Consider the following 22625-nt stretch of genomic DNA (forward strand, 5'->3'; position numbering starts at 1 on the left):
ACAGTAACCCCATCTCTAAAATCAGCTGTCATAATACCAAAATAACAGATACTGCGCTTGTTAACAATTTGTAATTTTTATCAAGTACAGACAACCCCGAAGTTTGCCAGAAAAAAACGATTCGTTGATCCACGAATCGTTTTTGCCTATGTTATTGGATACTCCTTGCTAGGTTCCAATTCGATAAGCTAATTAATTCAATTTTTTGGTCAGCAAAAAATTGGATACCCTTTGCTTGTTCTCTCGGATAAATTCTTGCCGTCATCACACATTCCCCATGGTTAATAAAAAGTTCAACAGAAGATTTGTCGATAAAAACGCGGAGATATAATTGGTTGTCCTTAAGTGGTAAAAGTGCCTGTCGTTCTCCGCCTGGTCCTTCCCCAGAATGTTCACGATTGAGCGTAAATAGGCTTGTTTCACGGTTATAGCTGAGGACCGTTTCCTGCTTGCTCGCTTCATCTACTCTTACTTTTAGTCCGAATGTAGAAGCATTCTTTGCATCAATCACCATTTCTAGCTCACAGCAATCACCAGATATCCCCTCAAAATCCTGCAGCCCATTAACCATAACATTTCTCAGTTCAACGGAGTTTTTTCGGAGCGTTTTTAATTCTTCAATCGGATTTGAAAAGATTTTTCCGTCTTTCAGCCTTAGTTCACGAGGGAGTGTCATTGCACCAGCCCATCTATGCTGCTGATCAGGCATTTCACTTTCCCACATCGCCATCCAAGCAATCATTACCCTTCTACCGCTTGTATCCTCCAATGTTTGCGGCGCATAAAAGTCAAACCCATAATCAAGAAGTTCTAAATCTCCATGGGTAAGAATGCCTGTTTCATAATCTAATTGGCCGGTAACATAGCCTGCTTGATGGAGATTATGATAAAGATGTCCTTCTGGTTTCACTCCTTGCGGTGACATCATCAATATGTCCTTCCCCGCTAACTCAAACACGTCAGGACATTCCCACATAAATCCAAGGTCACCACTGCTTTTTGCCATAATACTAATAAATTCCCAATCCATCATGTTTACTGAACGATACAGCAAAACCTGTCCATGATGATCTTTTGTTCGAGAACCGAGAACACAGTAAAAATAATCACCCTTTTTCCACACCTTTGGATCGCGAAAATGAAACGGATGAATATCACCTTCTGGTGCTTCGGAAATAACTGGGTTCTCCGCTATTTTTTCAAAACGAACTCCATCCTCACTGACTGCAATACATTGAACCTGCTTTAAATCCTGATCATGGTCAGGACCAGTCCATTCATTTCCAGTGTACATCAGATAGAACTTTCCATCCCTTTCAATCGAGCTACCCGAAAAACAACCATCTTGATCATATTCTTCACTCGGCGCAAGCGCAATCGGGAGCCGTTCCCAATGAACTAAATCCTTGCTCTTAACGTGGCCCCAAAACATCGGTCCCCACTGTGGTGAATAAGGATGATGCTGATAGAATAAATGGTACTCTCCTTGAAACATGCCTAAGCCGTTTGGGTCATTGATCCAATTAGCCGGAGCAGTCACGTGATAATATAATTTCCAATGGCTCTCATCCACTGATTTCTTTAGCGTACGTAAAGTTCCCTCTGCCTTTTCTATTTCAACTTGGTGGTTTTTTTTCAAAAGTAATCACCCCTAGTTTCCGTCTGAAGTTATTCATTTGTTGATATCGACCAAAAATTTGTTGATATCACCCTAAAATTTGTTGATATCGGCCTAAAATTTGTTGATATCACCCTAAAATTTGTTGATATCGACCAAAAATACGTTCAATCATTCATAGTCTATCTCTTATATAAATAGAAAAAGGGCCAGAAGCCCCTTAAATGTTTTACTTTAATAAATATACCCTTGTCTCATATGGCTTAAGTGTAAATTCCTTTCGCAGTTTCTGATCAGCAACATCATAATTATTGAGAACCAGCTCAGATTTGGAATACTTTACACTGCTAGGAACACTAAATCTTGTGGATTGTTCACTAAAATTGTTTATAACAATCGCTTGGCGGCTTCCCAACTTCCGAGTGTAGGCAAACAGTCTTGGATGATTGGCTAATAACAACTCATACGTTCCGTAAACAAACAACGGATTGTCTTTTCTTACTTGAATCAATTTCTTATAGAAAGAAAGAATCGAATCTGGATCGTTTACTTGGGCTTCCACATTAATTTCCTGATAATTAGGGTTAACGCCTAACCAAGTATCATCCCCACTAGTAAACCCGCCTTTGTTGCTGGAATCCCATTGCATTGGAGTCCGTGCATTGTCACGGCATTGCTTCCAAATAATCGACATAATTTCCTCATGCGGTCGGCCCTTTGCTGTTTCAATCCGGTAGTAATTGACCATTCCGACATCGTTGTAGTCTTCAATCGAAGGGAACTGAACATTCGTCATCCCGATTTCCTGTCCTTGATAAATAAATGGCGTCCCTTTCATTAAGAAATACATCGCTCCAAGCATTTTTGCACTTTCTTTCCAGTACTCCTTGTCATTGCCCCAGCTGGAGACGCGGCGCGGCTGGTCATGATTTTCGATAAATAACGCATTCCAGCCCCTGCCTTCGAGGCCCTTTTGCCATTTTGTAAGATTCTTTTTCAATGCCCGAACGTCAACACGTCCTTCTGCATCTTTGTCCCATAACCCTAAGAATTCAAATTGAAAAATCATATTAAAATAGCCGTTTTCTTCGCCTACCCAGCGGTCGGCATCGTCAAGACCAACACCGTTTGCTTCACCAACGGTCATTACATCATAATTTTTAATCGTTTTTTGTGAAAGCTCTGTTAACCAATCGTCAATTCCCTCTACATTCATCATATATGGGAAACATGGGACATAGTCTAAACCTTCTGGATTTGGCATGTCCGGGAATCCAGGCTCTTTCTTAATATGAGAAATCGCATCAACACGGAAGCCGTCGATTCCTTTGTCCAGCCACCAGTTCACCATGTCATATAGGGCATTGCGTACATCAGGGTTTTCCCAGTTCAAATCAGGCTGACGTGTCGAGAATATGTGCATAAAATACTGTTCAGTTTGTTCATCAAATTTCCAAGCGGAGCCGCTGAAGATCGATTCCCAGTTGTTCGGCTCTTGGCCATCCTTACCGTCTCGCCAAATATACCAATCGCGTTTTGGATTGTCCTTTGAGGAACGTGATTCAATAAACCATGGATGTTCATCACTTGTATGATTAATGACCAGGTCTAGGATTAATTTCATTCCACGTTTGTGAACCCCTTCAAGCAGTTCATCGAAATCAGCCATCGTTCCAAACTCATCCATAATATCTTGATAGTCAGAAATGTCATAGCCATTATCGTCATTTGGAGATTTGAACATCGGAGACAGCCAGATGACGTCAATTCCCAGCTCTTTCAAGTAGTCTAATTTATTCGTAACCCCTTTTAAATCGCCAATTCCGTCAGCATTGCTGTCCATGAAGCTTCGGGGATACACCTGATAGGCGACACTTTCTTTCCACCATTTTTTGTTCATATCTGCACCTCTATTCGTAGATGTCTATACCCACCACATTTGTGATACAGGCTCTTGAATTAAAACCGTCTGTAAATTCGTTACTGCACGTTTAAAGCCTTCATCAATTGACATGATTGGATCCTCATGTTCAATACTGACCACATAATCATATCCATATGTTCGAAGTGCACTCATCATGTCTGACCATTCTTTTAAACTATGTCCGCATCCTACAGAACGGAACGTCCAAGCCCGTGTGCGAACTTCTCCGTATGGCTGCATGTCCGTTAATCCGTACATATTCACATTTTCTTGGTCAATGTATGTGTCTTTTGCATGGAAGTGGTGAATAGCATTTTCTTTCGCTAAAATTTTGATCGCCGCAACAGGATCAATCCCCTGCCACCATAAGTGACTCGGATCTAGATTAGCTCCAATTGCATCACATGTTTCCTCACGCAATTTCAACAATGTATATGGTGTATGCACTAAAAAGCCGCCGTGCAGCTCAAGCCCAATTTTAACATTGTGCTCCTTAGCATATTGACCAACTTCTTTCCAATATGGAATTAGTTTCTCTTCCCATTGCCATTTTAAAACATCACCATATTCATTCGGCCATGGTGTAACCGGCCAGTTTGGATATTTCGCACCTTCGTGATCGCCTGCAGTACCGGAAAAACAATTCACCACTGGTACTCCTAAAAGGGAAGCGAGTTTAATTGTTTTTAATAACGTTTCATGAGAATTTCTCGCAAATGCTGCTTCAGGTGAAATTGGATTTCCATGGCAACTGAAAGCACTGATAGTCAAGCCACGCTCTTCTACTTTATTCATATAGGTTTTGCGAGCTTCTTCGCTACTTAATAATCCATCTAGGTCACAATGGTTATTACCTGGATAGCAGCCTGTACCGATTTCAACAGCATGTAGACCAGCATCCTTTACAGTATCGAGCATTTCTTCAAAAGTCTTCTCCGCAAATAAAACAGTAAAAACACCTAGTTTCATATATTTTTTCCCCCGCTCTCATATATCTGATCGATAATCCGTGAAACCTGCAATGCTTCCTCAGGCTTTACGACAAGCTCTTCAAGGCCTAAGCAAGCATTAATGAAATTCTGTGCCTGCGGTAAACCAGCTTGCTCTTCCCCTGGAATCCAGGCCGCTTCACTGTTAACTAGCATTCCATATTTTGATGTATATATCTCAAAAGGGAACACACTTAACCCGCCATCTACGCCGGAGATACTTAAATGCTCCGCATCATCCTTAATATTTGCCGCCCAAGATGTCTCAAAAAGCATCGACGCTCCATTATCAAATTGAATATAGGCCGTTACATGGTCATCAACGTTAAATGTTTGATGGTCAAAGGATCCCCATTGATTCACTTGATTCGGCATCTTACTTAGATTATTATACGCACTCCCTAAGACCGTCTTATGCTTTGGATTACCCATCAGCCATAGTGCTAGGTCAAGCAAATGACAGCCATAATCAATTAAACTTCCGCCGCCTTGGAGGTCTTTGTTGGTAAACACGCCCCATCCCGGTACTTTACGGCGTCTTAGTGCCTGGACTCTAACAACTAGCGGAGTTCCGACCTCTTCCATTGCCTTTTTCGCTGCCTGTGAGGCCTTCATAAAACGGTAATGATAGGCAATCGCGAGAACCTTATCCGCTTTTTTCGATGCATCGATCATCCTCTCGCATTCCTCTTGACTTAATGCCATCGGCTTCTCACACATAACATGAACGCCCGCTTCAAAAGCTGCAATCGTAATCTCGGCATGAAATTTATTTGGTGTACAAATACATACGGCATCAACCACTGAAAACAGCTCACGATAGTCTTCAAAAACGTGGGCGATAGTATATTCTTTTGCTGCCTCCTTCGCCCGCTCCAGGTTAACATCGCTTAATGCTGTTAGTTCACAATGATCACGCAACTGTAAAAAGGCAGGGATATGGCGGCCCTGCGCAATACCACCTACCCCAATAATTCCTATGCGTAGTTTATTCATCGGTCTCTCACTCTTACGATTTGTTTTGTTTCATTGGATTCTAAGGCAGCAAGAATAACCTCCAATGATTTCATTCCTTCTTCACCTGTGACAGGCACCTCTTGATTTTGAATAACAGCTTCCACAAACTTCTCAATAACATGTGAGTTGTTTTGACCGCCGGAATCATTGGACTGAATCTTACCAAGTTGATAGTTCACAACTTCTCCGTTCGCATACTGGACAACCAGGGAATTGGTTGGGTCATCCTCTAAACGAAGGATGGCTTTTTCTCCATAGATAATGGTTGAATTATCTTCACTGCTAACATAAGCCCAACTTGCTGCCAGTGTGCCGATTATACCGCTTTCCGTTTTCAAGACACAGACAGCATTGTCGTCTACATCTGCAAAGTCTTTCGCACTTGTTTCCACAAAAGATCCTACTTCTGTAATTTCTTCACCAAGTACATATCGTAGTAAATCTGTCTTATGAACACCTAAATCGCCCATCGCACCGACAAATGCTTTTTCCTTTTGAAAGAACCAGCCCTCTTTTCCCTCTACACTCCATCCTTCTGGACCTCCATGACCGAATGCAGTACGGAAACTGTAAATTTTGCCGATTTCACCGTTAGCAATTAACTGGCGGGCTCTTTGGTGTGAAGGTACGAATCTCTGATTATGGGCAATCATTAACTTCTTGCCACTTATCTTAGCTGCTACAATCATCTCTTCTGCTTCTTCCCAAGATGTTGCCATTGGCTTCTCACATAGTACATGAATGCCAGCGTTTAATGCTGCAATCGAAATGGGAGCATGAAGATAGTTTGGTGTACATACGCTGACCACATCAACTAAACCGCTGTTTACTAACTCTTCATAGCTTGTAAACGCCTTAGCACCGTATTTTTCAGCAACTTCATTAGCACGCTGTTCATTGCTATCACAAACAGCAACAAGTTCTACATGGGTATTCATTTTATATTCTGGTAAATGGCGATGCTGGGCAATACTGCCGCAGCCAATGACGCCAACTCTTAATTTATCCATTCTTACTTCCCTCCAATAACTTCTAAAGGTTTTGCGTTTCCATAAACTGGACGTTCGCGTTTTACTGGCTTTGCCCAATTTACCGCATTGATAATGACACGTTGAATTTCTTTATTGTGATATGTTGGGTACGTTTCGTGACCTGGACGGAAGTAGAATACTTTCCCATTCCCGCGCGTATAGGTACAGCCGCTGCGGAAAACTTCGCCGCCTTCAAACCAGCTTGTAAAAATCAGTTCATCTGGCTGCGGGATATCAAAGTGTTCACCATACATTTCTTCTTTTTCCAATTCAATATATTCAGAGATCCCTTCTGTAATCGGATGGCTCGGACTCACGACCCAAAGTCGTTCCTTTTCATCTGCTTCGCGCCATTTTAAATCACAGCTAGTCCCCATTAATGCCTTGAAAATCTTAGAAAAGTGGCCGGAATGAAGGACAATCAGACCCATGCCATCTAGAACACGCTGCTGCACCTTTTGAACAATCTCATCTTTAACTTCTCCATGTGCAAGATGACCCCACCAGATTAGTACATCAGTACCTGCTAGAACTTCATCTGTTAGACCGTGTTCTGGCTGGTCAAGAGTAGCCGTTCCTGCTTCAATCCCTTCAGCCTTTAAGAATGACGCTATTGCACCGTGAATGCCGCTAGGATATATATCCCTTACAACTGGATTTTTTTGTTCGTGACGATTTTCATTCCATACAGTAACTTTCACCATTTTTACCTACTCCTTTTTACGTTTAATCTATCTTTTATTTTAGAGAATACACATCATAATGAAACTGCTTACATTGACAGAAAGGGTGTAAAATATTGAACCTGTCTATTTTGCCACCCTGATATCCCTTTTATTTTTGAAATTGTCTTTTTAGGTAATTCATGCTAATTTCGATGCTTTCAAAAGCTGTAAGACGGCTTATATCCTGTTCAATGATCCACCACTCTACACCAGCTTGTTCACCTTTATCAAGAATCGCTTCAATCTCAACACCGCCTGTTCCAAGTTCTGCAAAAAACTTCTCTTCATCCAGCGTCATGTCCTTTAAATGAACAAGCGGTGTCCGGTTCTTATATCGTTCCAACCACTCGACAGGATCCTCTCCTGCTTTTTTGAGCCAATAGACATCGAGTTCTGCCTTTACATGGTTTGCATTCGTCTTTTCATATATTGCTTCTAGTACGGTTCTACCATTAGGCAGGCGTTCTAATTCAAAATCATGATTATGGTAGCATAGAGTGATGCCTTCCCGGCGGCATGTTTCACCCGCCTGCTCTAAAAAAGATATAAGAGCATTGTAATCACGGATGCTGCGGCGCTCTGGCTGTAGGTAGGGGCAGACAACATATTTGCTATCTAATGTTTTCTGGTCTTCAATCACTTGATATAGATTGCTTTCCAATACTTCCAGTGGCACATGACTTCCTGCTGCCTTAAGACCATATTCATTCAATAACACTCTAACTTCCTTAGCAGTCAATCCGCCATATCCGGCAAATTCCACACCATCCAAGCCAAGTTCTGCCACTTTTTTTAACGTACCAGCAAAATCCTTTTCACTTTCTTTCCTTAATGTGAACATTTGTACAGCAATCGGAATCCTTTTCATACACAACCCCCACTTTTCAAACCTTACTTATTTGATTACATCTTAAATGGTATGCCAGTAATTAAACATAGATGATATAATTAAAACATCTACTATTTTGCTTTTTATTTTAAAAAAGAGGAAATCTATGACGACAAATATATTATTTTGCGGCTATTCGCACCACACAAATGGATATTATTCACAATATAAAAATGGATATCCTTCCTATCTATTTCGACTGCAAACAGAAGGCACTTGCGAAGCAGTAGTGAAGGGAAAAAAAACAGAGATTGAGCAAGGCGACCTATTACTTATAAAACCTGGGGATTACTATGAATTGCTGATAAGGGCAGGTCAAAACAGTGGAGACTATCATATTGTCTGTGATGGCATTTGGGTTGACCAATGGTGGAACCGCTCAGTTAAACCAGAGGTTTCTCATATTGGACTCGATGAAAAGCTGTTGGCTCTATGGCGCCATATTATGATTGAAAAACGCCGGCCTGCATCTAGTCAAAACGAAGAACTCAGCGGTTACTTGCTAAGGGCCCTTTGTATTTCTATGGAACGGGCTGTAAATGAAACGGTTCCGTCTAGCAGTCAACACCCCTATCTGGTTACACGGATGATGAGATACATCGAAGAGCATGCTACCTCTGCAATTAAAGTGGAGGAGGTAGCACAGCATGTAGGCCTCAGTGTCTCAAGGTCTGTTCATCTTTTTAAAAGCAGCATTGGTAAAACGATTATCGAATACGCGCAGGAAATTCGCTTATCCACTGCCATCGAGCGAATGAAATACACCACCATGACCCTTGAACAGATTGCTGTGGACTGCGGATTTGGAAGTTACTCCTATTTTCATAGAGTATTCCAAAAAAAATATAGTGTATCTCCAGGAGTCTTCCGGAAGCTTGAGATGGAATTTTAAGAATATGATATGAAATAATAAAAGCCCCCCGATTTTTCGAGGAGCTTCTACTATTCATTCCATTACTTCTTCAGTTTAGCCCATGTTGCATCTAATTTTTTCATAGCATCTTCTTTAGAATGTTGTCCGCCAATATACCCTTGTAGTGTTGCACCAAACTCTTGACCAGCACCATCAGGATATTTCATGAACTGCCATTGGTATGCCTTGCCTTCTTTTGAATACTTAAGAAGGTCAGCACCTAGTGGTCCAATATCTTCTGCTTTTGCATCAATTGTTTTGAAGGCAGGAATATATTTGAATTCTTTTGTGATCGCTGTTTTACCTTCTTCAGAAGAAACCATCCAGTTTAAGAAGTCCTTTGCTGCTTTTTTGTCCGCATCAGGGGCCCCGTTATGAACTACCCAGTTACTAGGTACATCAATCATTAGCTTATCAGATTGTGCTGCGTCATCACTAAGTGCTAGTGGAAGGAAACCAACCTCCAGTCCAGGGGCGATTTTATCTAACATCGGCTGAATCCAGTTACCTTGCTGAATCATTGCTGCTTCACCAGTCGCAAACAATGTTACTTGTGTGTTGTAATCTGTTGTTAACGGATTTTTATTACCATACTTCATTGTTAAGTCTAAGAAGTCGAAGAACTTTGCAAACTGCTCGTTGCCAGCAATCGTAGCAGTGCCATCATTTAACCCTTGGATAAATTGATCCGGATCTTCCTGGTAAGCAAATGGTACGTTCATTCCGTGGTTCGCTAGTACCCACCACTCACCATAACCAATAGCAAATGGAGTAATCCCTGCATCCTGCAATTTCTTCGCTGCAGCCTCTAATTCAGAGATCGTAGTTGGAATCTCTTTAATACCTGCTTTCTCGAATAATTCTTTATTGTAAGCTAGTCCATAGCCTTCCATATTTAAAGGCATGCCGTAGACTTTTCCATCAAGTGTCATACCATCTAATGTACCTTCAAACGCATCACTCACCCAAGGCTGGTCAGATAAATCTTCAAATTTATCCTTCCAAACTAATAATTGCTGATCACCATCATTCGTAAAAATATCAGGTGCCTGGTTTGAAGCAAATTTCGCTTTCAGAGCTGCTGCACCGTCTGCACCGCCGCCTACTGTTTCAATATTAAAGGTTACATTTGGGTTTTGCTTTGCATATTCATCTGTTAACGCTTTCAATTGATCTGCAATTTCAACCTTCCCTTGGAAGATATCAACTACTACTTTATCTTCTTTGCTGCCACTGCCTGCATTTTTTCCCCCAGAAGTACTGTCGCTTCCTCCACATGCTGCTAATAGAAGCGAAGCTGATAAGATACCTGCTGCAAGAGAATATTTTTTAACTTTAAAAGCCATTTGAGTTTCCCTCCTGAAATATATAGCTTATTTTTTTATATTGGTCTCTGCTGGCTACAATCGCTAGTATTAGTCGAACCTATAGACAGCAGAGTTTTAAAACTACTTGATTGAACCGCTTGTGATCCCTTTGATAATGTGCTTTTGCATAGTAAAGAAGAAGATTAATAATGGAATAATACCGATTACTAAAGCTGCTAATGCCAAATCCCACTGCTTTGTATACTGTCCAAAGAAGAAGAAGGTTGCTAATGGAATCGTTCTTAGTGATTGATCTTGCAGTACGAGTGATGGTAACAAGAAATCATTCCAAATCCATAGGCTGTTAAGTATGACAATCGTAACCGTAATCGGCTTTAATAGTGGGAATACAATTCTCCAAAACACACCGAATCTAGTACATCCATCGATAATCGCGGCCTCTTCAAGCTCTACCGGGATTCCCTTAATGAATCCATGATATAAGAAGATTGTCATCCCTGAACCAAATCCTAGATACATAATGACAAGGCCCCAAATGCTGTTTAATAAGCCAAAGTTCCCTGCCGTTTTAATAAGCGGAATCATAATCGATTGAAACGGAATAATCATCGCTGCAACGAAAGTCATAAAAATGATATTACTAATTTTCTTTTTAGTCCTAACGAGCATGTACGCTGCCATAGAGCAGAAGATTACTAGGACGATATTGCTCGAAATCGTGATAATTAAAGAATTTGTAAATACATTCAAAAAGTCCAATTTCTCAAAGGCATTTGCATAGTTCTCAAACTGCCAGATTTTTGGTAAAGCCGAGGTGCTTGTTAGAATTTCAGCAAACGGCTTCAAGGAGTTCGAAAGTACATAATAGAATGGGACTAAAAAGATGAGGCCAACCAGGATGGCCAGGATTTCAACAATAAATGTTCTGCCTGTATACCTGTTTCCCATTATGATTCAACCTCCCTTTTCTTTGAAATCGACACTTGGATAACTGTAATTAGTGCAACAACAATGAAGAAAATTAATGCTTTTGCTTCACCGATCCCGTAACGGTTATTTACAAATGCTTCCGTATAAATGTTAAGCGCTAACATCTCAGTTGATTTAAATGGACCGCCATTTGTTAATGAAAGGTTCGCATCAAAGATTTTGAAGGATGATGCCGTTGTTAAGAATAAACAAATGGTAACCGCTGGTGCTACTAATGGCATGGTGATGTGTCGCAGTACTTGAAATCTATTAGCGCCATCAATTCTTGCAGCTTCTATTAGTTCTTGCGGAACATTTTGCAGTGCAGCGATATAAATGATCATGATATAGCCTGCACCCTGCCAGACACTAACAATAACGATTCCCCAAAATGCCGTGCTTGCATCTCCAAGCCAAGCAAGTTCAAATAATGGAATCCCTGTCAGCTCTCCAATAGAAGCAAAGCCTTTTACAAAAATAAACTGCCAGATAAATCCTAGTAATAATCCCCCTAGCAGGTTAGGCATGAAGAAAACCGTTCGTAATATATTTCTTGTTTTCAACATTTGCGTTACTAGTATAGCCAGTGTGAATCCTATTAGGTTTGTTAGCAAAATCGCTACTACTGTATATTTGGTCGTAAGCAGGAAGGAAGCATGAAACTGTTTATCCTCTGTAAAGATATAAATAAAATTATCCAATCCAACCCATTTGACTTCGCCAGTTATCCCATTCCAGTCGGTAAAGGCATAATAAATACCTGTGATGAACGGAATTAGGACGATCATAGTAAAGGCCAAAAACACCGGTCCAACAAAAAGGGTAAACAATCCTGCATCTTTTAATTTCTTTTTATTAAATTTGGAAACAGACCGAGAGACTCCTACATGTCCTTTATTCTTTAACACTGAAGCTTCTGGATTATCCAATTTAAGTTGATTACTCATTACCGCACCTCCATAACTTCATTTTAGAGAATTATAGAAATTATGAAACGGCTTACATTGACCACTAGGGTGTAAAATATTGAACTAATTAAAAAATACTTGTTTCACTAACGACCATAAATACTGCTATAATTATGGCTAATCCATACCATCTATGGAGACCTATTTGAGAAGGAGGAAGGTTAGTTTAGATACGAAACATAAACTAACCAATCTTTTATGCATTGGGGTATACGAAAGAAGCTTATTATTTTCTTATTATTAGTAACTGTACTGCCTTTTGGAGCATCCATTTTCATTACTTACTATCAAACAACCAAGTCACTAAATGATCAATTTGTATCAACCAATTATGACCTGATTGTAAAAGGCAAAGAAAGCATTGTTTCTTATTTAGATGACGTTGCACAAATATCAACAGTCCTCTACCGCTATACGCCCTTTATTACGATCATGCAAACAGGGGTATCTCAGGATATCTCGAACAACCAGGAAGAAGTAAGAAGGGTATTGGCCTATCTTTTTAATACCAGACCAGAAGTAGAGCAAATGCATCTTTATATTCATGAAGGGAAAGATTCCTACACTAACTATCATTCGGCCATAAGCGGAAGAGGTACATATGAGGATATTTTTTCACATTCTTACTATAATCAACTCAGACAATATGAAGGCTTTTCTTTAATTGAACCGCCGCATCAAATATATAGTTATAACAATCTTTCAGGAATACCTAATTCCCAAAAGAAAAAGGTAATTAGCTTTCACAATATCATTAGAAATATACCCTCTGATGAATTATTAGGATTTTTGTCTATTGATATTAATCTATCAAGAATAAATCAAATTGCTGTACGTGCTTTTACTAAGGACATAGAAGACCTTTATATCATGAATGAAAAAGGCGTTTATATTTATTCATCAAATGAAGCAGAAATTGGAACTCTCAATAAAGAAGATTGGTTCGGGTCTGTTAAAAACCAATCTCAGCTAGGGAAAGGTCTTGAATGGAAGGATTCACATTTTTCCGGTGTCATTGTTTCTGAAAAATTTTCAGCACCATACGAAAATTGGTATATTGTAAAACGCATTCCCTACGATGTCCTTTATCAAGGTGCCCGCGAAACAGCCTTTATCAATATTTTGATTGGAATGATTACACTAGTATTTGTGATCTTTGCAACCTTGTATGTTTCCCTTAAGATAACTGCCCCGATTAAAGTTTTGATTGCCAATATGAAAAAAGTTGAGAAGGGTGAGTTTGAGGCTGACTTTGACTCATTAGGAACCGATGAAATCGGCATGCTTGGAAGACATTTCAAGCTAATGATTGAAAAAATCAATGAATTGATCTTAAGAGAATATAAATTGGAAATTGAAAATAAATCATCTCAGCTGCGAGTGCTGCACTCGCAAATCAATCCCCACTTCCTGTATAATGCCCTGCAGTCGATTGGTACTTTGGCACTTAAATCTGGTGCTGTAAAGGTGTATTCTTTGTTAACCTCTTTATCAACGATCATGAGATATAGCATGAACATGACGGAAGATATAGTATCCATTAAGGCAGAGATTAAGCATGTACAATCCTATTTATCACTCCAGAAACAGCGCTTTGAAGAGCAGTTTGAGTTTGAGCTAAATGTTGAAAAAGAGGTTGAAGAGATCTTGGTGCCTAAAATGATTTTACAGCCGATCGTAGAAAACTGTTTTAAACACGGATTTGACCAACAGCTTGAAAATGCCAGTATTCTGATAGATGTTAGACTAACCAATGATGACATGGTATCCATCATCGTGAAAGATAATGGAACTGGGGTATCAGAAGATCGCTTAGAAGCAATAAAGAATGCATTGCGGAGTGGAAAGTTTGCAGAGAATAGTCATCGAGAAGCTATAGGCTTGAAGAACATTTATGACCGCCTGCAAATTTATTATGATCAACAAGCAAGCATATTTGTCAGCGGTAGTGTAACAGGAGGATTTGAGGTAACGATCAAGATTCCAAAGGTTATGGACCAAGAGGTGAAACATTTATGAGAGTGTTAATTGTCGATGATGAAAAACATGTGCGGGAAGGCATTAAGATTTTAGCAGCTTGGGAACAGTTCGGTATTGAAGAGATATTTGAGGCCGAAAATGGAGAAGAAGCCATTCACTCTATCCAAAAGTATAAGCCCGAGATTATTTTTTCTGATATGAAAATGCCGAAAATGGATGGTACACAGCTTTTGGAATGGATTAAAGAGAATCATCCAAAAAGCAAGACGATTGTGGTAACGGGGTACGATGATTATCATTATATGAGAAAAGCCATACATTTCGGCAGTTCCGACTATCTTTTAAAACCAATCGATCCGGAGATTTTAAATCATACATTAGAAAAAACAGTACATGAATGGAAACATGAAGAAGCTGAAAGAAAGAGAAAAGAAACTAGCTCGCAATTAATCAACGAAATGAAGCCTGTTTATCGCGATCGAAAGTTAACTCAACTGCTCAGTAGCGATATGTTCGAGAGTACTCTTTATGAAGAATTCGGGTTTCATCAATCTAGAACCTATAAAGTTGCTGTTATGCGGATCAATGGCAACACAATTGAATCTTTTCAAGGAGATCGTGATTTAACTTACTTCACCCTTTTGAATGTTATTAATGAAATGGTAATGGAAATGGAATGTGGAATTGGCTTTCGTAATTTATCCAATAAAGGGCAAATCGTCATGATTTTTTGGGACAAGTTTGAGTTAATTGAAAATCTTTTAAAGAAAATTTACAGGACATTAAAAAATGCGATGAATATCTCCTGTCCGATTGCCCTTGGTCGCTCTGTTAACGATCGCTCTAAATTGATTGAATCCTATCATGATGCACGACAAATATTATTAAATAGGAATATATTGGATGATAGAGAGTATAGAGTCTATTTGTGTGACAATTTCGAAGCCCGCGACTTAAAGAGTCTGATTGCCTATTCATCTCATTTAGAGCTGGCTATTCAAGCTGGTGAAATTGGGGCATTTGAGGACTTAATCATCCAAATCGAAAATGATTTTACTGATAAAAACTATCTGTCAGTAAGACAGCTGCTCCATTTTGAAAATGAGTATATGGTAATCAGTAATAAATGGTTTAAACATTACAATATTTCTGGAAAGGTTTCTGACGATATCGAAGCAAGGGTGGATTTGTTTTTCGAGCAAAACGGAACTTTTCAATTGGATCCATATAAGAAAAGAATACGGCGTGAAATTTCAATCTTCTTGAAAAAAGTGAAGAAGAATGCACAACAGAAAAGCAGTAACATTATTTATGATATTGTGAAGTATTTGCAGGAAAACTTCGACCGAGATGTAAAACTTCAAGAAATATCAGACCAGTTCTATATAAGCCGAGAATATATCTCAAGGAAATTCAAACAAGAATTTAATGTCAATATTTCGGACTATATTGTAAAGATCAGAATGGACAAAGCAAAATCGCTATTGAAGAATAGTCAGTTAAAAATCTATGAAATTGCTACGATGATTGGTTATCAGGATGACAAATATTTTCGCAAGGTATTTAAAAAGGTTGTAGGAGTTACTCCGAATGAGTATCGAGAAGGAATAGGTCAATAATAAGCTATTAGTTACCTGTTTAGGGCTTTTCGCTAGGAATTTTTATAACGAGGGTAACTTTTTAAGGGACAGTTTAACTGTCCCTTAAATGCTCACACTATTCTTTGTCAGGACTATTAATCATGATGCCGGCTACTTGTGTAAGCCGGTCATAGAAAGCCTGACCCGCTGGCTTGTCGTATAATCCGATTTCCTGGAAAGCTTCCTTCATACACCGAAGCCAGCACTGGGCTCTTCTTGGAGTTACTTCAAATGGAAGATGACGTTCCCTCATAGCAGGCGGTCCAAATTCCTGACTATATAAGGCAGGTCCTCCGAGAAATTGTGGAAGAAACATTCGCTGCTTTCTCTTAATTTCCTCCATGTCCCCTTCAAACAAGGGAGCCAGTTCTTGATCTGCATACACCCGCGGATAAAATGCCTCGACTAGCTTATTAATGGTTTCCTGACCGCCTATTTCACTATAAAGAGATTTAAATTTGTAATCCACGTCCCACACCTACCCCTTTTTTCTATGATTATAATGTTAAAAAAGGGATCGTTTCGTGATATATATCACTGACTCTGGGTTCTTACCATTTTTATTCCCGGGAATTTTTAAGTCGGAACTATTACAAAAAACCTCTGGACTCTTCCCCGTTAACTCTTATCTGGCGCAACTAATTCTACCTTTATTCGATCAGGATCTTCAAAAAAAACGGCGTAATACTGGTCTCCACCTGCGTGAGGATGCCTGTCCATGTATAGAATATGAATTCCTCTTTCCTTCAGCTTTTCAGTGACTTCGTCTACTTGTTCCCGCGACTTTCCATGAAAAGCAAGATGGTTTAAACCCACACGGCAGCGATGGTAAGGGATGTCCAAGAATCGTTCTTCTGTTTGAACAAATACAAGATACGTACCACCATATTTCCAGCTGAACCCGTTATCCCATTTTTGATAAAGCTCATATCCAAGTTCAGATAAAAACCAACTCCAGAACTCAAAGGACTTCTTTTGATCGGAGACGTAGATTTCAAGATGATGAAGCATTGATATCCCTCCTTTACTAGAATTGGATGTATTTATTGGTTTTCCCTTTTGTTGCGGGGTTCTCGAGGACCGAATTTCCACTGATCCCTCGTTTCCGGGCTTCATGACTGGTTCATAATTGTATAAAAGAAAAACCCCACTGAATCATCAATGGGATTTTATAAAGGAATCTATAGGTCACCAGATATCTTTGACTTTTTACCTTTGCCTACTTGCTTCCATGCTAAAACTACTGCTAAGGTGACAATGGTACCGACAATCGCTTCAGGAATTCCATTTGTGATTCCTACTGTCCATGCAACCTCTGATGGCAAATAACCGCGTATGACAGCCATTGTTAACACCAAAATAGTATTCGTTAATGTACCAAGGAATGCAGCTGTACCAACTGCTAAATATTCACTTTTACGGCGAATTCCAACGTACACCAGCCATGCAACGACCCCGATAAAAATCCGGGGCAGAATCGCTACTAATGGATCTTTAAACAAAGGAACAGTTGCATTTAAGAAAGATGAAACACCAAATATAAGGCCGACGATTGCTCCAACAACTGTTCCTTGCATAATCCCACCAATGATGGCTGGAATGTGCATGATGGTTGCATTTCCAGCTGCAGTTGGCACAGGTATATATCCTAGACGTGTGACGCCAAGCAGGATAGCGATCGCACCGAGTACACCTGCAATAACTATATTTCTGACAGTTAATGTGCCTTTCATTCTTTACTCCCCCTTTAGATAATATTAATAAGGAAACGGATAAAACAGTAAGAGTGCTGAAACGATTAGTCCGATGAGTAACACTAGATAATCCTTCGTCAATGCTTTGTATACAGAATAGGTGCTCCGGTCATTCCCTGGCGTATAACAGCGGGATTCCATCGCAAGAATCAAATCCTCTGCCCTTGATAGTGCTGTATTAAAAAGCGGAATGATAATCGGAAACATATCCTTTGTACGCTGAATGATTCTCCACCAGCTCCCAGAACCGAAATCAGCTCCCCTCGATGCCTGTGCCTTCATCATTTTTTCCATTTCCATCGCAAAGGTTGGGACAAAGCGAATGGCGATTGTAATGATAAGAGACAGCTCGTGTACAGGGAATTTAATCTTTTTCAAAGGGCTTAACAGGCTTTGGATAGCATGTGTAAGCTCCGTTGTCGAGGTGGAAAGTGTGAGCACACTACTCAAGAAAATAATCTCAACAAACCGTACAGCAGAAACAATCACTAAGCGGATACTCTCGCTTGTAATTAAAACAACTCCATATTCAACATAAACGGTTCCTCCAGAAAAGACCTTTCCCTGAAAAAGCAGCTGGAGGATGGCCAGTATAATAATAAAAGGAATCGCCGGCTTAACACCTGACAGACCATAGCTAATTGGGATTTTTGAAGCCCAGAATAAATATAAAGATAATAACAATCCAATGGCATTTCCTACATAACTGGTATTTAGGGCGATTGCTAAAACAAGAATGGTGAAGGCTAACAGCTTGACCCTCGGGTCTAGACGATGAATAAAAGACCCTGTTGGGACGTATTGACCAATGGTAATATTCCTTGATAAATCAAATTCACTAGCCACGCTGCTCTCCTCCTTTGCTTGCAAGTGCCTTAATAATTTCATTTGAAGCTTCTGCAATGGTAAAGGCAGCTGGATTTACCTCGTAACCAAGATCGGTCAGACGATAGAGAACTTGTACGGTTTCTGGTGTTCCGATTTGATAACGCTGGAGTTTTTCCTTGTCTGTAAAAATCTCCTCAGGTGTCCCCGTCAACACATTCGTTCCGCCCGACATCACAACCATTCGATCTGCTAAATAAGCAACCTCCTCCATATTGTGAGAGACAAAGACAACAGTTAATTTTTCTACCTCATTTAAGTATTTTATCTTTTCTAGTAATTCATTCCGTGACTTAGGATCAAGCCCAGCAGTTGGTTCATCTAAGACCAAAATACTTGGCTTTAATGCTAAAATGCCAGCAAGTGCTACCTTTCGCTTTTGTCCCCCGCTTAGGGCAAACGTCTGTCGATCTTTCATTTCCTCAAAATCTAAACCAACCATCTCCATTGCCCATTTCACACGGTCCCTTACTTCCTTTAGCGGAAGTCCTAATTTAAACGGACCATATGCAATATCATCCCCAACTAATTTTTCAAAAATTTGGTCCTCAGGATTTTGAAACACCAGACCAACTTCACGACGCAGCTTTTTCATATTTAGTTTTTTATTTGATAAGTCCTGACCCTTAATAATGACTTTGCCTGAATCAGGTCTAATCAGGCCATTAAAATGCTGAATAAGCGTCGATTTGCCAGAGCCAGTATGTCCAATGATTGCGATGCATTCACCTTCTTCAACAACCAAACTCGTTTCTCTTAATGCTACATGCTCCATAGGCGTCCCCTGCATATAGGTATGCGACAGGTTTTCGACTTTGATTAGAGGCTTATTAGACATCACTTCACCTCCTCGGCATTCAAACTAGTGAAGTTCGTTACTTCCTTTATCAACTCTTCTTCTTGGACTAAGTCCTTTGAAAAAGAGGTGTATACATTATGTATCGATTCAGCCATTTGGCTAATAACAGGTACATCTAATTGCAAGGCCACAAGTTCCTCTTTATGCTTAAAGATGTCTAGCGGTGTTCCATCCATTACAATTTTACCATCTTCAATAACAATGATTCGATCGGCTTCAGCTGCTTCTGACATTCTGTGGGTCACCGTAATAATGGTCATACCCATGCTATTCATCTTCCTCATCACCTGAAGGACCTCATTTCGGCCAAAGCTGTCGAGCATACTTGTAGCTTCATCAAAAACGATACATTCCGGCTGCATGGCTAGCACACCGGCAATGGCCACTCGTTGCTTTTGCCCGCCTGAAAGATGGTGTGGGGGGCGACTACGAAACTCGGACATTTTCACAACCTCTAGTGCTTCATCGATTCTTTTTTTCATTTCATCTCTTGGTACACCAATATTCTCTAATCCAAAGGCAACATCTTCCTCTACAATCGTTGCCACAATTTGATTATCCGGGTGCTGAAAGACCATACCCACTGCTTTACGGATTTCCACTTTTCTATTATTTTCCTTCGTGTTGATTCCGTTCACCCACACGTCACCAGACTCTGGTGTTAATAACCCGTTAAGATGCTTTGAAAGCGTTGATTTTCCCGAACCATTATGACCGATAATCGCTACATACTCACCTGGTTTAATCGAAAAGGATATATCTTTTAGAACAGAAACGGAGGTATTTTCATTAATTTTGTAAGAAAAGCTTACATTCTCTAGGCGTACGATTGATTCTGTCATTTTTATATCCCCCTCTTCTATTATTTTAATAATATTCTGAATGTTATTCAACACAAGTTATTTGTTAACAAAATATATAATAGCACGATAGTAACAGTAGAGCATGCCATTTAGCTAAACTTCTCCATTATTAGACAAAAAAAGGAGTCAGACCTCTTTTGTTATAGTCTGACCTTATTATTATTGAAATTACATAGAACCATATAAAAAGGCGCCCCTAAAGTTAGACCTTTGGGACACCCACTTTTTACATGATGATTAGTTCATCACCGTTTTAAAAGTTGATACAACATTTTCTACCGTAAATCCATACTCTTGTAATAATTTATCAGCTGGGGCAGAGGCTCCGAATTGGTTGATCGCAATGACTTTTCCTTGATCACCAATATATTCTCTCCAGCCAATTGATGAGCCCATTTCTACAGCTAGGCGTGCTTTTATATTTTTTGGAAGAACACTTTCTTTATACTCAGCAGTTTGCTTCTCAAAACGATCCCAGCTCGGCAAGCTGACAACAGAAACAAGGATTCCTTCTGTCTCGAGTTCCTTTTGTGCAGCCAATACTAGAGATACTTCAGAACCAGTTGCTAATAACACACCTGTGGCTTCCCCATTTGCTGGTGACACCACATATGCTCCTTTTTTTACACCTTCATAAACGGTTTCTTGGTCAAGGCTCAAAGTCGGTAGTCCTTGGCGAGTTAACACAAGTGCTGTTGGTGTGTCTGTGCTTTCAATGGCAAGACGCCATGCTGCAACGGTTTCCTTCGCTTCCGCTGGACGGATAATGGAAAGACCTGGCATTGCACGAAGGGCTGCCAACTGTTCAACAGGCTCATGTGTTGGCCCATCTTCACCAACGGCAATACTATCATGTGTAAATACATACGTAACCGGAAGCTTCATTAACGCAGCAAGACGGATTGCTGGACGTAAATAATCAGAGAACACGAAGAAGGTTGCTCCAAATACTTTTACACCGCCATGTAGAGCCATACCATTAATTGCTGCACCCATAGCAAATTCGCGAACACCAAACCAAATATTACGTGCTGCAAAGCTGTCTAAACCATAGTTCTTTTCAGATGTAATAAGAGTTTTATTTGAGCCTGCCAAGTCTGCAGAACCCCCAATTAACTGTGGAATCGCAACAGCCGCAGCATTTAATGCTTTTCCAGAAGAATCACGGGTAGCAATGGATGTGCCTGCTTCAAAGCTCGGTAATGACTGTTCCCAATTCTCAGGAAGTTTACCTGCTAAGGCTGCTTCAAATTGCTCTGCAAGTTCTGGATAGTGTCCTTTGTAACTATTGAACAGCTCATTCCAAGCACTTTCCTTTTCTTGACCCGCTTTTGCAAGCTCTTGATAATGTGCTGTAACCTCTTCTGGTACAAAGAATGGCTCTTCTGCCGTCCAGCCGTAAGCTTCTTTTGTCAATGTGATTTCGGCATCCCCAAGTGGAGAACCATGTGATGCTGATTTACCAGATTTATTCGGTGAGCCAAAACCAATTACCGTTTTTACTTCAATTAAAGTTGGGCGCTCTAAATCAGCTTTTGCTTCTTGAAGAGCTTCTTGAATAGCGTCTTGGTCATTTCCGTCCTCCACACGGATCACCTGCCAGCCATACGCTTTAAAACGGTCTTCTACACTTTCAGAGAAGGATAGATTCAAGTCGCCGTCTAGTGAAATATCATTTGAATCGTACATAACAACCAAGCGGCCTAGCTTTAAGTGGCCAGCAAGTGATGCTGCCTCTGCCGAAACACCTTCCATTAAGTCCCCGTCACCACATATGCTGTATGTAAAGTGATTAACAATTTCATAGTTTTCTTTATTATAAGTTTCAGCAAGATGTCTTTCAGCCATTGCCATACCAACAGCCATTGCAACACCTTGGCCGAGAGGTCCTGTGGTCGCTTCTACTCCAGCAGTATGACCGAATTCTGGATGTCCAGGAGTTTTACTGCCCCATTGACGGAAATTCTTTAAATCTTCCATCGATACATCGTAACCAAATAGATGGAGCATGCTGTATAAAAGCATAGAGCCATGGCCTGCAGATAAGACAAAACGGTCACGGTTAAACCAATTTGGATTGAAAGGGTTATGATTCATCTCTTTTGACCATAGAGTATAAGCCATTGGTGCAGCCCCCATCGGCATTCCAGGGTGACCAGAATTCGCTTTTTGAATGGCATCAATTGATAATGTACGGATGCTGTTAATCGCTAGTTGATCAATTTTGGTTTCATTTACTAGTGTTGTCATTTTTTTAGCCCCTATTCTATTAA

The 22625-nt window shown here is 40.1% G+C and carries 20 protein-coding genes; 3 read left to right on the top strand and 17 right to left on the bottom strand.

The window, feature by feature from the left end; all coding sequences use genetic code 11:
* Positions 1 to 151 precede the first annotated feature (151 nt).
* The 7 genes from BTR25_RS08610 to BTR25_RS08640 form a co-directional block, all read right to left on the bottom strand.
* Entirely contained in the window at positions 152 to 1639 is a 1488-nt protein-coding gene (locus tag BTR25_RS08610; protein WP_075687655.1) for a glycoside hydrolase family 32 protein, read from the bottom strand.
* Between the two features lie 208 nt (positions 1640 to 1847).
* Complete coding sequence (locus BTR25_RS08615) at positions 1848 to 3518, bottom strand: glycoside hydrolase family 13 protein (protein ID WP_075687656.1); 1671 nt, start codon at positions 3516 to 3518, stop codon at positions 1848 to 1850.
* Positions 3519 to 3542: 24 nt separating this feature from the next.
* Complete coding sequence (locus BTR25_RS08620; RefSeq protein WP_075687657.1) at positions 3543 to 4511, bottom strand: sugar phosphate isomerase/epimerase family protein; 969 nt, start codon at positions 4509 to 4511, stop codon at positions 3543 to 3545.
* On the bottom strand, positions 4508 to 5527 hold the full coding sequence (locus tag BTR25_RS08625) for a Gfo/Idh/MocA family protein (protein WP_075687658.1): 1020 nt from the start codon (positions 5525 to 5527) through the stop codon (positions 4508 to 4510). The genes BTR25_RS08620 and BTR25_RS08625 overlap by 4 nt, the downstream gene beginning before the upstream one ends.
* Positions 5524 to 6558 carry a Gfo/Idh/MocA family protein gene (locus BTR25_RS08630; RefSeq protein ID WP_075687659.1) on the bottom strand — a complete coding sequence of 345 codons (1035 nt, stop codon included), beginning with the start codon at positions 6556 to 6558 and terminating at the stop codon, positions 5524 to 5526. The genes BTR25_RS08625 and BTR25_RS08630 overlap by 4 nt, the downstream gene beginning before the upstream one ends.
* Before the next feature lie 2 nt (positions 6559 to 6560).
* Positions 6561 to 7283: a ThuA domain-containing protein gene (locus tag BTR25_RS08635; RefSeq protein ID WP_075687660.1), complete on the bottom strand. Its 723-nt coding sequence runs from the start codon at positions 7281 to 7283 to the stop codon at positions 6561 to 6563.
* 130 nt (positions 7284 to 7413) lie between these two features.
* Positions 7414 to 8172, bottom strand: a complete 759-nt coding sequence (locus tag BTR25_RS08640; protein ID WP_075687661.1) for a sugar phosphate isomerase/epimerase family protein — start codon at positions 8170 to 8172, stop codon at positions 7414 to 7416.
* Between the two features lie 127 nt (positions 8173 to 8299).
* Here BTR25_RS08640 and BTR25_RS08645 point away from each other — a divergent pair, with 127 nt between their 5' ends.
* Entirely contained in the window at positions 8300 to 9085 is a 786-nt protein-coding gene (locus tag BTR25_RS08645; RefSeq protein WP_075687662.1) for an AraC family transcriptional regulator, read from the top strand.
* A 62-nt stretch (positions 9086 to 9147) separates the two neighbouring features.
* Here the strand turns inward: BTR25_RS08645 and BTR25_RS08650 are convergent, their stop codons facing one another.
* From BTR25_RS08650 to BTR25_RS08660, 3 genes are all read right to left on the bottom strand, one after another.
* On the bottom strand, positions 9148 to 10452 hold the full coding sequence (locus BTR25_RS08650) for an ABC transporter substrate-binding protein (RefSeq protein WP_075687663.1): 1305 nt from the start codon (positions 10450 to 10452) through the stop codon (positions 9148 to 9150).
* A gap of 102 nt (positions 10453 to 10554) precedes the next feature.
* On the bottom strand, positions 10555 to 11382 hold the full coding sequence (locus tag BTR25_RS08655) for a carbohydrate ABC transporter permease (RefSeq protein WP_075687664.1): 828 nt from the start codon (positions 11380 to 11382) through the stop codon (positions 10555 to 10557).
* Positions 11382 to 12350 carry a carbohydrate ABC transporter permease gene (locus BTR25_RS08660; protein WP_075687665.1) on the bottom strand — a complete coding sequence of 323 codons (969 nt, stop codon included), beginning with the start codon at positions 12348 to 12350 and terminating at the stop codon, positions 11382 to 11384. Before BTR25_RS08660 ends, BTR25_RS08655 begins: the two co-directional genes overlap by 1 nt.
* A gap of 219 nt (positions 12351 to 12569) precedes the next feature.
* On the opposite strand from BTR25_RS08660, the gene BTR25_RS08665 reads away from it, so the two are divergent.
* Entirely contained in the window at positions 12570 to 14390 is a 1821-nt protein-coding gene (locus BTR25_RS08665; protein WP_075687666.1) for a sensor histidine kinase, read from the top strand.
* Positions 14387 to 15970: a response regulator transcription factor gene (locus tag BTR25_RS08670; protein ID WP_075687667.1), complete on the top strand. Its 1584-nt coding sequence runs from the start codon at positions 14387 to 14389 to the stop codon at positions 15968 to 15970. The genes BTR25_RS08665 and BTR25_RS08670 overlap by 4 nt, the downstream gene beginning before the upstream one ends.
* 97 nt (positions 15971 to 16067) lie before the next feature.
* Here the strand turns inward: BTR25_RS08670 and BTR25_RS08675 are convergent, their stop codons facing one another.
* From BTR25_RS08675 to tkt, 7 genes are all read right to left on the bottom strand, one after another.
* Complete coding sequence (locus BTR25_RS08675) at positions 16068 to 16460, bottom strand: globin domain-containing protein (RefSeq protein ID WP_075687668.1); 393 nt, start codon at positions 16458 to 16460, stop codon at positions 16068 to 16070.
* 149 nt (positions 16461 to 16609) lie between these two features.
* Complete coding sequence (locus tag BTR25_RS08680; protein WP_075687669.1) at positions 16610 to 17002, bottom strand: VOC family protein; 393 nt, start codon at positions 17000 to 17002, stop codon at positions 16610 to 16612.
* Positions 17003 to 17172: 170 nt separating this feature from the next.
* Positions 17173 to 17724: an ECF transporter S component gene (locus BTR25_RS08685; RefSeq protein ID WP_075687670.1), complete on the bottom strand. Its 552-nt coding sequence runs from the start codon at positions 17722 to 17724 to the stop codon at positions 17173 to 17175.
* A gap of 24 nt (positions 17725 to 17748) precedes the next feature.
* The gene (locus BTR25_RS08690; protein WP_075687671.1) at positions 17749 to 18591 is read right to left on the bottom strand and encodes an energy-coupling factor transporter transmembrane component T family protein; all 843 of its coding nucleotides are present in this window, start codon (positions 18589 to 18591) and stop codon (positions 17749 to 17751) included.
* A complete protein-coding gene (locus BTR25_RS08695) occupies positions 18584 to 19468 on the bottom strand; it encodes an energy-coupling factor transporter ATPase (protein ID WP_075687672.1) in 885 nt (294 codons plus the stop codon). Before BTR25_RS08695 ends, BTR25_RS08690 begins: the two co-directional genes overlap by 8 nt.
* Entirely contained in the window at positions 19468 to 20331 is an 864-nt protein-coding gene (locus tag BTR25_RS08700; protein ID WP_075687673.1) for an energy-coupling factor transporter ATPase, read from the bottom strand. Before BTR25_RS08700 ends, BTR25_RS08695 begins: the two co-directional genes overlap by 1 nt.
* A 258-nt stretch (positions 20332 to 20589) precedes the next feature.
* Complete coding sequence (gene tkt / locus BTR25_RS08705; protein WP_075687674.1) at positions 20590 to 22602, bottom strand: transketolase; 2013 nt, start codon at positions 22600 to 22602, stop codon at positions 20590 to 20592.
* Positions 22603 to 22625 lie beyond the last annotated feature (23 nt).

Origin of the sequence: Bacillus sp. MRMR6 (assembly GCF_001940785.1) — a bacterium.
Classification (GTDB): domain Bacteria; phylum Bacillota; class Bacilli; order Bacillales; family Cytobacillaceae; genus Neobacillus.